The organism is Chryseomicrobium excrementi (assembly GCF_002798305.1).
In the GTDB taxonomy this organism is placed as follows: Bacteria; Bacillota; Bacilli; order Bacillales_A; family Planococcaceae; genus Chryseomicrobium; species Chryseomicrobium excrementi.
In genome coordinates this window covers 19095-33754 of the sequence record NZ_PCGR01000005.1, presented here as the reverse complement: position 1 = coordinate 33754, position 14660 = coordinate 19095, and the positions used below count along the sequence as shown (strand labels likewise).

Here is a 14660-nt window from a genome sequence, read left to right as displayed (position 1 = left end):
GTATAATACGACAACAGGTTCCTTATGAAGTAAGTTTTGCAAACCACGCTTCACGAATACTGCTATACGTCGCCATATGGAAGTCTGTATTCGTTTCTAACTGAGTCGTCAATTCTTGGAATACAGCTTTTTGTGCTTCTTCAAAGCCTTCTGAACCCGGCTCAGGAAGCTTTGCTTTTTCATTCATGACATATTCTTGTACAAGATCTGCACGAGGGCCCCATGTCGCGACAACTTCTCCCTCTTTATTTAAAACGAGATACTTCGGAATAGAACGTCCGCCGTTTGTGAGATAGCGATCAATGAGGTCCGTGTCTGCATCACGCAACACAACGCGTACATCTACATCTGCCGCTTCTGCAATCTTACGAAGCACAGCGTTGTTCATCATAGCATCTCCGCACCAGTCTTCTGTAATGCCTAAAATATGTACGTCTGCTTCACGTAGACGTGTGATAAATTCATCATCCGCTGGCACTTCAAAGCTTTCATAGACGTGGAACGATTGCTCTTTTTTTGTAGTCATCTCGTCCATATAAACGGCAAGTGGACGCCCTTCTTCAAAATACTGTTGTTCACTTTTCATAGGTAAACCCCTCCTTGTTTTTAGCATAGCATAATTTCCCAAAAGAAGGCTCGCCCTAAGGTAGGACGAGCCAGTAGTTTAGCGTTTTTGAATTTCTTCGTTCAACAGCTTGTTGACCATCGGCGGATTCGCCTGGCCTTTTGTTGCTTTCATAATTTGACCGACTAAGAAGCCGATAGCACGGTCTTTCCCGTTTTTGAAGTCTTCAATAGACTGCGGGTTCGCATCAAGAGTTTGAGTGACAATGTCACGAAGTGCACCTTCGTCAGAGATCTGTACAAGACCTTTTGCTTTGACGACTTCTTCTGCTGTACCACCGTTCTCCACAAGCTCTTTGAATACTTTTTTCGCAATCTTTGAACTGATGGTGCCGTCTCCGATCAATTTGATCATTCCGGCAAGACCAGCTGGAGTCAGTTTCGTATCTTTCAAGTCTTTTTGCTCTGCATTCAAGTAAGCAGACACATCACCCATCAACCAGTTCGTTGATAGTTTCGTATCCGCACCAAGAGCAATCGTCTCTTCAAAGAAATCGGACATTTCTTTTGTAAGGGTCATGACGCGAGCATCATACTCTGTCAGACCTAACTCGTTTACATAACGCGCTTTACGAGCATCCGGAAGTTCAGGAAGCTCTGCACGAACGCGGTCCATCCAAGCATCGTCGATGACGATTTTTACGAGATCCGGCTCTGGAAAGTAACGGTAATCGTCCGCTCCTTCTTTGACACGCATCAAAATCGTCTTCCCTGTAGACTCGTCATAACGACGTGTCTCTTGAAGGATTTCGCCACCTGATTTTAACACTTCAGCCTGACGAATCTGCTCATGCTCCAGACCTTTTTTCACGTAGCTGAAGGAGTTCAAGTTTTTAAGTTCTGCTTTTGTTCCAAACTTCTCTTGACCATATGGTCGCAAAGAAATGTTGGCGTCACAACGAAGTGAGCCTTCTTCCATCTTACAGTCCGAAACACCTGTGAACTGGATGATGGATTTTAATTTTTCTAGATATGCATAGGCCTCTTCCGGTGTGCGGATATCTGGCTCGGATACGATTTCAACTAGAGGTGTCCCTTGACGGTTAAAGTCAACAAGTGAATAGCCTTGGTCGGTATGCGAAAGTTTCCCAGCATCTTCTTCTAAGTGAAGACGTGTGATTCCGATACGCTTCGTCTTTCCGTCTACTTCAATTTCGATCCAGCCGTTTTCACCGATTGGTTTATCAAACTGAGAGATTTGATACGCTTTTGGATTGTCCGGATAGAAATAGTTTTTACGGTCAAACTTAGTGACAGGTGCAATATCCATGTTCAACGCCATTGCTGCACGCATGCCCCACTCTACTGCTGTCTTGTTGACGACAGGAAGGACACCAGGGTAGCCAAGGTCGATTACGTGTGTGTTCGTGTTCGGCTCTGCACCAAAGTGAGCAGGTGACGGGGAGAACATCTTAGATTCTGTTTTTAATTCTACGTGGACTTCTAGTCCGATGATCGTTTCAAAGTTCATTATGCCTTTACCTCCCCTAAAGCCGGAGTTTGTTTGTGAAATTCTGTTGCCGACTCATAGGCAGACGCCACTTGATAAATCGTAGACTCATCGAAGTGTTTTCCGATAATTTGAAGGCCTAGTGGCAAGCCATCTGCAAAACCACAAGGAATCGAGATTCCTGGTACTCCTGCTAGGTTGACCGGGATTGTCAAAATATCATTCGCATACATCGTTAATGGATCATCTACTTTTTCTCCGACTTTAAATGCTGGAGTTGGGGTAGTTGGACCGACGATGACATCGTAGTTTTCAAATACGTTTTCAAAGTCTTGCTTGATCAACGTACGAACTTTTTGTGCTTTTAAGTAGTATGCATCATAAGATCCGGCACTTAGAGAATATGTTCCAAGCATAATACGACGCTTCACTTCGTCTCCAAAGCCTTGTGCACGTGTTAATTTATAGAGCTCCAACAAGTTCTTCGCTTCTTCTGCACGGTAACCGTAACGAATGCCGTCAAAACGAGCTAAGTTCGAAGACGCTTCAGAAGAAGACAATAAGTAGTAAGTCGCTAAGGCATACTCCGAGTGTGGAAGAGACACTTCTTCCCATACTGCGCCTTGCGCTTCTAATACTTTTAATGCTTCTAAGACTGAAGCGCGTACTTCTTCGCTGACTCCTTCACCCATGTACTCTTTAGGTACACCGATGCGAAGTCCTTTAATAGACTTGCCAATGGCTTCAGAGAATTTTGGAACCTCTACGTTCGCTGAAGTGGAATCCATTTCATCGACACCCGAAATAGCTTCAAGTAACAATGCGTTGTCTTCAACTGTACGAGTAATCGGTCCGATTTGATCTAGAGAAGAGGCAAATGCCACTAATCCAAAACGAGAGACACGACCATATGTCGGTTTCATTCCTACAACACCACAAAAAGCAGCCGGTTGACGAATCGAACCACCTGTATCGGATCCTAGTGCAAAAGGAACTTCGCCTGCCGCTACAGCGGCAGCAGAGCCACCTGAAGAACCACCAGGTACGTGTTCTAAGTTCCATGGATTTTTCGTTTTTTTATAAGCCGAGTTTTCATTCGAAGATCCCATCGCGAATTCATCCATGTTGATTTTTCCAACAGTGATCAATCCTGCATCGCGAAGTTTACGAACAACTGTTGCATCATAGATTGGATTGAAGCCTTCTAAGATTTTGCTGGCACAAGTTGTTTCTAAACCTTCTGTTACGATGTTGTCTTTGACACCGATTGGCAACCCAAATAAAGGACCGCGGTCCTCTAGAGGTGTTTGATCCATCGCATCTGCTTGCTCTAATGCTTTCTCTTTGTTCAGTGCTAAAAATGCTTGTACATCTGCATCCACTGCTTCAATACGAGCGAATGCTTCTTCTGTCACTTGACGAACAGAAAGTTCTTTTGCCGCAATTTTTTCTTGCAGCTGTTTTGCTGACTGCGTAAAATAAGCCATTTCGGTCCGCCTCTCTATTCCATAATGGCAGGGACTTTTACTTGTCCTGCCTCTTGTTCTTTTACATTCTTCATCATAACGTCGCGGTCTAGACCAGCAACGGATTTGTCTTCACGTAAAACATTTTCTAAAGGAAGGACATGTGTAGTTGGTTCTACATTTGTCGTGTCCAATTCATTCAGCTTGTCTGCAAATTGAACAATTTTAGCAAGCTGCTCTGTGAAATGTTCCACTTCTTCTTCTGTAATCGCCAAACGCGCCAAATGCGCAACGTGACGCACTTCTTCTTTTGTGATTGTTGCCACGGGGGACACCTCCATCAAATTCAATCATACAGCCCATCATATCATTTTTTGCTTTACTTGAACAGAGTACACTCTATTCGTAGATGTGAACGAACGGTTCCTCTTGGTTGGCATCTCGTTTGATGAGAGCCTGCTCGCCTTCAATCGAAGTGATTGTGATTTCTACCGGGAGGTCCGTCACGAAATGAGCATTGATTAATCCCGAGACGTATTGAGTGAACCCAATGATTTCAGCTTTTCCGAAAAACTGAATCGGAATATCAATCGTTAGTTTCTGCAAGTAGTCGTCTTTATAGAAGGCTGTTCCAATGACGCTTGTATAGTTCGGGAAATACGTTTCTACGTCTTGTTTGAAGTTACGGAACGCCGTATCCATGTCTCGGTATTGTTCACTCGAATCATTGGTCGGGAATGTCACGTATTTTTCATTGATTGCTGTCCAGTCGTTAATCTCTGAGCCGCTAGTGGAGACACCATAGCTAAAGTAAGTACCTGGAACAATCGCATTTCGGCTATTTTGTTTGAACAGGCCAACTGTAATCGGGATGTCTTCAAGACCTGGCATTTTACGCATGCGGCTGACGATTTCTTGAGCCATGCGACGGCCATTTTCTGTGATTTCTGCATCTGAAATTTGCTGTTCAAATACCGGGCCGTAATCCACTTCCGTATAGTAATAGATGGAATTCATAGCGAGCCCGATAGAGATTCCAGCAAGCTTCATTGTATTTTCTTCTAACACTAAATAATTTTGTTCCACGATGTGTGACAAGTAGACTGGCGCTTTTTGAGCTTTTTCTCGTCCTACCAAGCCTTGATCATCCGGATTCAGACCGTCTTCTGTTTGATTGCTTCGAGCTAGCCAAGAACTGATCGTGGACCCGTCTAGATACTGTCCTTCCTGGAAGTAATACTTGTCTGTTGGGTATTCATTTTGAGAGAGGCGCATCAGGCCTTTCTCTACTTCTACGATGTCATACTTAGTTGCCATATTGGATACGACTAACCCGCGGCTTTTACTTTCAGCGTAAGGGAGAATCGTAGAATAGTAATTGTCATCTAAACGCACAGAAGGCAACACAACTGACCGTGCCTCTGATTCTTGAGGGTCTTGTACGACTTCCGTTTCTTGTTGAGGTGTACAAGCGGTCAATAGCAGTCCTACTACCGCAAGTCCTAGTACATAGTTCTTCATGTAAGTTCTTCCTTCCTAATCTGCCAGAGCATCCATCATCTGCTGCTCCGTCCAGACTTCTATCCCAAGTTCCGTGGCTTTTTCAAGCTTCGAGCCTGCGTCTTCTCCCGCAATGACGAGATCCGTCTTTTTACTGACGCTTCCAGACACTTTAGCACCTTTAGCAAGTAGCTGCTCTTTTGCCTCATTGCGACCCATCTGCTCCAGTTTTCCAGTCAGTACAATTGTCTTCCCAAAGAAAGGATGATCGGCAACAGCTTCTTTATCAATGCGTTGTCCCAAGTACGAAGTGTTAACTCCTGCGTTCTTCAGTTTGTGCATGAGTTCTACCGTTTCCGGTTGCTCAAAGTATGTGACGAGGGAGTCTGCCATTTTGTCTCCGATTTCATGAACCGCCGTAACTTGTTCTCGTGATGCTGCAATCAGTGCATCCAATGTGCCGAATTCTTCAGCCAGAAGACGCGCGGCTTTTTCGCCAATATGACGAATCCCAAGTCCAAACAACAGCTTCTCGAGCGAATTTTCTTTTGTCACAGCAATCGCCTTCACGAGATTCTCTGCAGACTTGGTTCCCATTCTATCTAGTTCTATTAGTTGTTCAACAGTCAATGTATAGAGATCCGCGACGTCATGAATCAACTGGTTCTGGAACAACTGCTCCACGACTTTCTCACCAAGTCCATCAATGTTCATGGCATTTCGAGAGGCGAAATGGCGTATTCCTTCTGTGATCTGGGCAGGGCACGTTGGATTGACACAGCGCAGCGCTACTTCTTCTTCGATACGCACAAGGTCACTGTCACATACAGGGCAGTGAGTCGGCATCACATACGGCTCTGAATCCGCTTTACGTTCTTTATCGATAACTGAGACAACTTCCGGGATGATGTCCCCAGCTTTACGGATAATAACTGTATCTCCGATGCGAACGTCTTTTTCTTGAATTAAGTCGACGTTATGAAGAGATGCACGACGTACTGTAGTTCCTGCCACTTGAACCGCTTTTAAAATCGCTGTCGGTGTCACGACTCCCGTACGGCCTACCGTCCATTCAATATCTAAGAGCTCTGTTACGACTTCCTCAGCTGGAAACTTGTATGCAGTTGCAAAACGCGGACTTTTCGCTGTAAATCCAAGTTCTTCTTGTTGATCGTAACTATCCACTTTAATGACGATACCGTCTATCTCATAAGGCAACTCTTGGCGCTTTTCCGTCCATGTTTGTATGAACGTCTCAACCTCGCCAATAGTTTCACAGATCGTCGTCTCGCGGTTCATCGAGAATCCAAGGTCTTTCATGTACTCGAGCGCCTCAGAATGTGACTGGATCCCGAGTTCTTCTGGGTTTCCTAATCCGTAAATAAACACCGAAAGCTGTCGACTTGCAGCAATTTGAGGATCCAGTTGACGCAAACTGCCTGCCGCTGCATTTCGCGGATTCGCAAACAACTCGAGATGTTGATCTTTGCGCGTCTCATTGAGTGTTTGGAATGACGATTTCGGCATATACGCTTCTCCACGTACTTCGAGCGTGACATTCTTTTTCAGACGAAGCGGAATGGAACGGATCGTGCGGATATTCGCTGTGATATCTTCCCCTGTAGTTCCGTCTCCACGAGTTGCTCCGCGGACTAGCTTCCCGTCTTCGTATAATAAACTGACAGCTAAGCCATCGATTTTTAACTCACAGACGTAGCGGAAGTCCTCGCCAACTAATTCTCGAATGCGACGGTCGAACTCCTTAAGGTCTTCTGTTGAAAAGGCATTAGACAAACTTAGCATCGGTGTACGGTGACGCACTTTTTGAAACCCTTCTAATGGCTTACCACCGACTCGCTGTGTAGGAGAATCCGGCAAGATAAGCGATGGGTGTTGTTCTTCGAGTTCCATTAGCTCACGTAAATATTGGTCATACACGGCGTCCGATACAATCGGCTCGTCCAGAACATAATAGGCATGGCCATACTCATGCAGTAGGTCATGCAACTCTTTCATACGTTGTTCAACGTGTTCCATGGATGATTCCTCCTACTGTTTTTCAATCGGTGCAAATTTAGCGAGCAGTCGCTTGATGCCTGTCGGTTTTGGAAAGGCGATATCAAGCTCACGGTTCTCTCCTTCTCCTCGGACACTGACGACCGTACCAACCCCCCACTTTTTGTGAGAAGCTTTGTCACCGACTTGCCATTCTAGTTTATCGCCACCTGACTCTGTATATACAGGATGAGATGGCGCCACTTTTCTTGGTTTGATGTAGCGATTCCCGGCAACTGAAGGATGGACTTGGCTAGCCCGTTCTCCTCCAACTGGTTCAATGACGTCTGAAGAGATTTCACCGATGAATCGGGACGGTTGGTTCATGCTTGTGCGGCCGAAGATCATGCGTGTCTGTGCACAGCTCAAATACAACCGTTGTTCAGCCCGCGTGAGACCTACATACGCAAGACGACGTTCCTCTTCCATCTCATCTTCGTCTCCAATAGAACGACTGTGCGGGAAGATATTTTCTTCCATTCCGATCAAGAACACGACTGGGAACTCTAGACCTTTGGCTGCATGAAGCGTCATTAATGTGATGCTTCCTTGACTCTGATCGGGTTGTTGGTCGAGCGTATCAATATCTGAAATGAGAGCAAGATCCGTTAAAAACGCAACGAGTGTCTTGTCGTCACTACGTTCTTCAAAAGCCTTTGTAACCGTCAAGAACTCTTCAATATTTTCTAAGCGGCTTTCTGATTCGATGCTGTTTTCGCGTTTTAGCATTTCTCGGTAGCCGGAGCGTTCAATGACTTCTTCCACAATTTCACTCACGGCGAGATACTCTTGCATGGCCGTTAGCTGATCGATAAGCGTGAAGAAATCGGTGACAGACTTCAGTCCGCGACCTGTCATCCCTGGAATCAAAGTCGCATTTTCAAGAGCTTCGAATACTGTCATGTCGTGCATCAGTGCGTACGTCACGATGCGTTCAAACGACGTGGCTCCGATATTGCGTTTTGGTTCGTTGATGATACGAGCGAGAGAAATATCATCATCGTTGTTGGCAATGAGACGTAAATACGCTAATAAGTCTTTAATTTCTTTGCGGTCGTAGAACTTGGTGCCCCCTACGATTTTATAGGTCATGTTCGACTTGACGAGCGTTTCCTCCATAGCACGCGACTGTGCGTTGGTGCGATAGAGAATCGCAAAATCTCGATAATGAAGATTTTCGTCTTGCATCAGTTGTTGAATCTTACCGACGACAAACTGCGCTTCTTCTTGCTCGTTATACGCACGGTATAACTGCACTTTTTCACCATCTGCGTTATCGGTTCGAAGCACTTTCGGATACCGACTTTTGTTGTTGCCGATGATTTCATTAGCTGCCTGCAAGATGCGTTTTGTCGATCGATAGTTCTGCTCGAGCATGATGACTTTTGCGTTCGGATAATCTTTTTCAAATGATAGAATGTTGCCGATATCGGCGCCACGCCAGCGGTAGATAGACTGGTCTGAGTCTCCCACGACACAGATGTTTTTAAACTTTTCCGCCAGCATCTCGACAAGCTGATACTGGGCTTTGTTTGTATCTTGATACTCATCCACATGGATGTAATGGAATTTGTTTTGATAGAATTCCAGAACTTCTGGAACTCGCGTGAACAAATCAATCGTTCGCATGATCAAGTCATCAAAATCCATCGATTGGTTTTTCTTCAAGCGACGTTCATAGGCTTTATACACTTGTCCCGCAATCTTTTCGTAAGGGTTCATCGGATTCATTTCAGCTAAAAAGTCATCTGCTGACTTCAGCTGGTTTTTCGCACTGCTGATGATGCCGAGTAGAGCTCGAGGCTCGTATTTTTTTGAATCAATATTTTCTTGTTTCACGATGGCTTTGACGACACTTAACTGATCGGTGCCATCAAGGATCGTGAAGTTTTTAGAATAGCCGATGCGGTCTGCATCACGTCGCAGGATGCGAACACACATGGAGTGGAATGTAGAGACCCACATCTGGTCTCCGAAGCCGTCTCCGAGGATGCCGTCAATCCGCTCCTTCATTTCTTTTGCCGCTTTATTTGTAAACGTGATGGCTAAAATCTTTGATGGGTAAACTTGCTTTTCGACGATCAAGTACGCAATGCGATGCGTAAGTACTCGAGTCTTTCCAGACCCTGCACCCGCCATAATTAGTAAAGGACCTTCTGTATGTTTTACTGCTTCTTCTTGTTTTGGGTTCATGCCGGCTAGTAGTTGGTTTGTAATACTTTTCATAGTTCCTCCTGTGCGTATAGGGACTTGACGGCTTTTACCGTCGCAAGCGCCTGCTTTAGGTTTGTATAGAGACTGTTTCCGACAACGATTGTGTCAGCATGTCTTGCCATTTCCGTAGCTTGTTCAGGCGTTTCAATACCCCCACCGTAAAAGAGTCGGGTGTTGTGAAGCACGTCTTTGCTCGCTTCCACCACTTGTGGATCTCCATAGGTGCCACTGTATTCCAAATAAAAGATAGGCAACCTAAACAAATGCTCCGCCATACGCGCATAGGCAATCACGTCGTCTTTTGAGAGATCCGTCTTCGCTTGAGTGACGTGAGCCACTTTAGCGTCTGCATTGAGTACACAATAACCTTCCATAAACACTTCTTCCCAGTTCATAAAATCACCATGCTCTACTAACGCTTGATGGTGAAAATCTTTCACCCATTTGGTGTCTGGGCTGTTTAAGACAGAGGGAATCAAATAATAATCAAATCCAGGTGTGATCATATCGAGGGTAGACAGTTCGAGGCAGACAGGAAGTGCATAACGGCGGATTTTCATAAGCAGGTCTAACACATCATCTAATTCGATGTTATCGGAGCCGCCAACGATGAGTGCATCCGTTCCGGACTCACAGATTTGCTCAAGCTGTTCATCAGTCAAAGTCTTTGCAGGATCTAGTTTAAATACATGTTGCCATTCCGTATAGTTCGTAAGCATGAGGTGCACCTTCTTCAGTCAGACATGCCGAAATCGACCCGCTCTGGGTCGATTCCATGTCGAGTTTAGTATGTAGTGTCAGTATACCAAAAAAACAGGTCACCCTAAAGGGAAACCTGTTTGTGGTCACGAGCGACGGCCTTTTGTTGTCGGCTTAAATGACGGTTCATCTGGATACAATCTGCCTAACATTTCATCGTATGTGTCATTGCCATAATCAAAGCAACGACGCACACGAGAAATGGTTGCTGTACTTGCACCGGTCTGATCTTTGATCGTCTCATACGTTTTTTGAAGACGCAGAAGATGCGCTACTTCAAAACGCTGTGCAAGCGACTGGATCTCGCTGATGGTACAAAGATCATCAAAGAAGCGATAGCACTCCTCAATGTCTTTTAGTTCTAATACAGCTTTAAATAGTTGATCGGTCTGATGACCTCTAATTTTTTCAACTTGCATCGAATCCCTTCCTTTACTCGGTATACGTTACCATAGTTTGAAACCCTCGTGCCGTCGGAATGATGGACATCCACGTCTGGCCGGGTTTGTATGTCATCTCTTGGTCGCCTGCATAGAGGCGAATGAGGCCGTTACCTAGCTTCCAAGTACCTTGGATCATGCCGCCGTCTCGAAACAGCCAGGCATTTCCGCCGCTTTCTAAATCTAGGGCTTGCCGGCCTTCGTTGTCAATCGTTTGGTGAGGGACTTCTACCACGACGATATTGGAAAGCTCTATAGGATTTCCGGTCTCTCCATCGACTGTCGTAGTAGTGCCAGAAGATCGGGTATAGCGCTCTGTCATCTCGTCGTAAGTATAAACATTCGTAAAGTTGGCATCGTCACTGTAGCGAATGGTCACTTCAGTTGCTGGCTCTCCCACTTGCACGTCTTCGTCAAATGAATAGCTCGGCATCTGACTCGCAGCAAGTGTCAGCGTCGCACCTCGTTCTTCAGCAGCTGCTTCAATGGCCTCTCCTGACGTGTACGAGTTATGCGGTGCTTTCCGGTCTGATGAGCGTGTGAAATAGGTGCCATCATACTGCATCCCATTCACATGGTCGATGACGCCTGCATCCAACATCTGTTTCGCCTCGGGGCTGTAACCATGCGCCACATAAAATGCTTTGTATCCCTTTGCCAAATCGATGAAGTAATCCCTTGCACTTCTCACAGGACCGACGCGCTCTGGCAATTCACTCTGATAGACGGCCAGCAGACGCGTGATGGAACTTTCCGCAATGAGTTCGATGACGACATCTGCTTGTTCTAGACCCGACTGAGGCCTAGCCAGCGGATGGTTGTTGATGGTGACAACAACAGGTCGCTCGGTAGACTGTACCGCCACTGCTTCGCCTGAAAGAGGCGTTTTGAAGTCAAGCGATTCCGACTGTCCATCGCTTCCTGTGCCTTGCTGTTCTGAATGCGGCACTGCTCCCTCGTCTTTACAGCCAGTTAGTGTGAGCAAACACACGAAAACGAACACAAGCCATTTTTTCATTCTTTTTTCCCCCCTAGCGCATCACAGACGGGAACAGGACTTGTTTTTTTAATACGTCCACGATCCCTCGTTGCGTCACTCGAACATACGGAAGATGGGTTGCTTGTAAAAATAATAACGTGTAAATCGCGTCTCCATGGTGGAAACCTAGCTCTGACAGCGTCTCTTTCAAATGCTGTTCTTGCTCCATCAATTCTTCCATTATGAGTGGCGACAAACCGCCTCCAATCGGAAGGTCGATTTGAGAAACAATCGCTCCGTCTTGGCTGATGGCGATGCCACCGTTTGTCTGCTGAATCGCCTTATAGGCATTGCGCATTTCATTTTTATCTTTTCCAATCAGCAAAATATCTCCCATATTGGAATACGAGGATGCGAAGCCTTGCAACTTGGAAGCAAATCCTTTTAATAAGGTATTCACTTTCCACTCTCCATTACGGTCGATGAGCACTAAGAAACATTGGTCATGTTCATCCGATAAGCGCTCATGCGTCGTATCGATACTGACACGATAGGGCTTGATAATGACGTCGTTGATCATCTCCAGGCCAAACGGCATCGAGAACTGGAAATCGGTCTCTGCCAGTTCGATATTTAGTGGTCCCCGGTCGAACATGGAGAAATCTGTTCCATTGAACGTCAGTTGTCTCTGTCCGTCTCGTTTTACCCAGACACCTTTAGATAACACACTTACCGGTGTCGGTGTGTGCTCGTCTTGTAAGAAGTTGAGCGATGCCAAGCGACCTGTTGCGATAACTCCGTGTAAATTTGATAGGTTGTAGTATTTGGCCGGATTAAATGTGGCCATCAAATAAGCATCCACTGGTTTTACTCCAGCATCTAAAGCGACTTGAATGCATTTATCCATGACGCCGTCTTTATGGAAGCCAGGTGTACTACCATCTGTTGTCATCATTAAGTGATCAAAAATCTTCCAGTCCTTTTCGACGATTTGTTTTAAAAGATGCGGGAGGTCGGGTCGGATCGATGAGTGACGCAAAGTGACGGCATACCCGTGCACGATCCGCTTCTCGACTTCCTCAATCGTCATGGCCTCGTGGTCTCCGTCTGCTCCTAGTAAACGCATCTTTGTCAGTGTACGCTCCGAAGCTCCCGGAAAATGCCCTTCTATTTTCATTCCATTAGCTTTTGCCTTTTGCATCCAATACAGCATCTGGTCGTCTCCGCTGAGTAAACGCGGCCACCCAGTGAGTTCACCGCCCATAATCACATCTGGACGTTCAATCCATTCAGTGATGGCTTTTGTTGAGAACAGCTCCTCTTCGTGTTCAAGCTCCGTTTGCGAATCGAACCGAGCCCACCAATAAAAGGAGAATGGTAGTTTACGCAGACTATCCATAAATGAAAACGCTTTCTTGTTTTCCATCGTCAAAAACAGCGGGAGATTGTCACTCACCAGCATCGTTGTGCCTGTTTGAGCTGCGTAATCCGAAAATGTTTCCGGGTTATACAGTTGGAACGGATGGCTGTGCGCTTCAATGTATCCAGGTACGATCTTTTGATTGCTTGCATCCACGATTTCTGTTCCTTCAGTCGAAGCAGGTAGTTCTTTTCCAGCATAGACAATCCGGTCTTTGACGATCCAGATGTTGCCGGTGACCCATGTTTTTAAATGGCTGTGTAAGTAAGTCGCATTTTGAATTAAAATATCTGGCGCGCCGTCTCCATTCACCACCTCAAGTTGGTGACGTATCTCTTCAATTTTCCAAATCGGGTATTGCATCTGGTAACACCCTCTCTCTAGACAATTCTTTTCTAGTGTATCATAGCACTTTAGTAAAGTGAAGCGTGAAAGTAAAGGAAAACCGCCCTCTCTACAATAGAGAAGACGGTGAAATCGGGTTAATGTTTCATTGCACGCCAGCCAATATCGTTTCTATAGAAACAAGATGGCCAAGAGAGAGCTTGTAATTGTGTATAGAGATGCTCAGAAGCTTCTTGTAGTGAAGTTGCTGCTGCAGAAACGAGAATCAAGCGGCCAGCATTTCCATAGTAGCGCTCACCTTCATCGGCCTCTGCAAATTTAGTTCCAGCATGAAATACTTCTACGTCTCTCAGTTGATGCAACTCAGGAAGTAACTGTCCTTTGACCGGTTCCTCGGGATAGCCTTCTGATGCAACCACAACACCGATATGTTGCAGGTCATCCCACTCCGCTTGCGGATGCTGTCCCTCAAGCAAGTCGACGATCAGCTTGCCAAAATCAGATGTCAGTTTTGGCAACACGACTTGTGTCTCCGGATCTCCAAAGCGTGTGTTGAACTCAATCACTTTTGGACCTTCAGTTGTCGCAATCAGTCCTGCGTATAGGATGCCTGTAAATGGACGTCCTTCTTCTGTCATCGCTTGAACGGTTTTCGTGACGACGGTATCAAGCGCTTGTTGCGTTAACTCTTCTGGAAGATGAGGAACTGGGCAATACGCACCCATGCCTCCTGTATTCGGTCCTTGGTCTCCGTCAAATGCGCGTTTGTGATCTTGAGCTATCGGCATCGGAATGATGTGTCCATCGTGGACGAACGCTAAAAGCGAGAACTCTTCACCTTCCAAAAATTCTTCAATCACGATGCGAGCTGAAGCGTCACCGAACCGCTGGCCATCGAGCATCGAGCGGACCGCTTCTTCGGCTTCTTCTAAAGTCATTGCGACCACAACGCCTTTACCAGCTGCTAAGCCGTCTGCTTTGATCACAATCGGGGCACCGTGCTCGCGAATATAGCTAAGCGCTGGTTCCACTTGATCGAACACTTCATAAAAAGCAGTTGGAATCTCGTAGCGGTGCATCAAATCTTTTGCATAAGCTTTGCTGCCTTCTAGTTCAGCAGCTGCTTGCGTTGGACCAAAGATGGTGAGACCTTCCGCTTGGAAATAATCTACAATCCCTTCTGATAGTGGCTGTTCTGGGCCAACAAAAGTGAAACTGATTTTTTCGCGTTTCACGAGTTCAACAAGTGCTGGAAAATCGAGCTGGGATAACTCCACACAAGTAGCGTCTTTACGCATGCCGTCATTTCCTGGTACAGCGAAAACTTCTGTCACGCTTGGTGATTTTTTAAACTGTCGAACGATGGCGTGCTCACGGCCGCCACTTCCAATCACATGTACTTTCATTC

Annotated in this window: 12 protein-coding genes; all 12 read right to left on the bottom strand. The window is 45.9% G+C overall.

From position 1 onward, the window contains the following. Positions 1–22: 22 nt before the first annotated feature. Complete coding sequence (locus CQS04_RS12600) at positions 23–586, bottom strand: thioredoxin family protein (RefSeq protein ID WP_100354474.1); 564 nt, start codon at positions 584–586, stop codon at positions 23–25. A 78-nt stretch (positions 587–664) separates the two neighbouring features. Continuing rightward, on the bottom strand, positions 665–2095 hold the full coding sequence (gene gatB / locus CQS04_RS12595; RefSeq protein ID WP_100354473.1) for an Asp-tRNA(Asn)/Glu-tRNA(Gln) amidotransferase subunit GatB: 1431 nt from the start codon (positions 2093–2095) through the stop codon (positions 665–667). Continuing rightward, entirely contained in the window at positions 2095–3561 is a 1467-nt protein-coding gene (gene gatA / locus CQS04_RS12590; RefSeq protein WP_100354472.1) for an Asp-tRNA(Asn)/Glu-tRNA(Gln) amidotransferase subunit GatA, read from the bottom strand. The genes gatB and gatA overlap by 1 nt, the downstream gene beginning before the upstream one ends. A gap of 14 nt (positions 3562–3575) precedes the next feature. Beyond that, positions 3576–3866, bottom strand: a complete 291-nt coding sequence (gatC, locus tag CQS04_RS12585) for an Asp-tRNA(Asn)/Glu-tRNA(Gln) amidotransferase subunit GatC (RefSeq protein ID WP_100354471.1) — start codon at positions 3864–3866, stop codon at positions 3576–3578. A gap of 73 nt (positions 3867–3939) precedes the next feature. Next, positions 3940–5061, bottom strand: a complete 1122-nt coding sequence (locus CQS04_RS12580; RefSeq protein ID WP_100354470.1) for a CamS family sex pheromone protein — start codon at positions 5059–5061, stop codon at positions 3940–3942. A 15-nt stretch (positions 5062–5076) separates the two neighbouring features. Next, a complete protein-coding gene (gene ligA / locus CQS04_RS12575; protein ID WP_100354469.1) occupies positions 5077–7077 on the bottom strand; it encodes an NAD-dependent DNA ligase LigA in 2001 nt (666 codons plus the stop codon). Between the two features lie 12 nt (positions 7078–7089). Beyond that, positions 7090–9321, bottom strand: coding sequence for a DNA helicase PcrA (pcrA, locus tag CQS04_RS12570; protein ID WP_100354468.1), 2232 nt, complete (start codon positions 9319–9321; stop codon positions 7090–7092). Then, positions 9318–10028 carry a heptaprenylglyceryl phosphate synthase gene (gene pcrB, locus CQS04_RS12565; protein ID WP_094944660.1) on the bottom strand — a complete coding sequence of 237 codons (711 nt, stop codon included), beginning with the start codon at positions 10026–10028 and terminating at the stop codon, positions 9318–9320. Before pcrB ends, pcrA begins: the two co-directional genes overlap by 4 nt. Positions 10029–10154: 126 nt before the next feature. After that, the gene (locus CQS04_RS12560) at positions 10155–10487 is read right to left on the bottom strand and encodes a YerC/YecD family TrpR-related protein (protein ID WP_094944658.1); all 333 of its coding nucleotides are present in this window, start codon (positions 10485–10487) and stop codon (positions 10155–10157) included. 13 nt (positions 10488–10500) lie between these two features. Then, a complete protein-coding gene (locus CQS04_RS12555; RefSeq protein WP_100354467.1) occupies positions 10501–11526 on the bottom strand; it encodes a DUF3048 domain-containing protein in 1026 nt (341 codons plus the stop codon). Positions 11527–11539: 13 nt separating this feature from the next. Further along, the gene (locus CQS04_RS12550; protein ID WP_100354466.1) at positions 11540–13270 is read right to left on the bottom strand and encodes an adenine deaminase C-terminal domain-containing protein; all 1731 of its coding nucleotides are present in this window, start codon (positions 13268–13270) and stop codon (positions 11540–11542) included. A 119-nt stretch (positions 13271–13389) separates the two neighbouring features. Next, positions 13390–14658, bottom strand: a complete 1269-nt coding sequence (gene purD / locus CQS04_RS12545) for a phosphoribosylamine--glycine ligase (RefSeq protein WP_100354465.1) — start codon at positions 14656–14658, stop codon at positions 13390–13392. Positions 14659–14660: the final 2 nt, after the last annotated feature.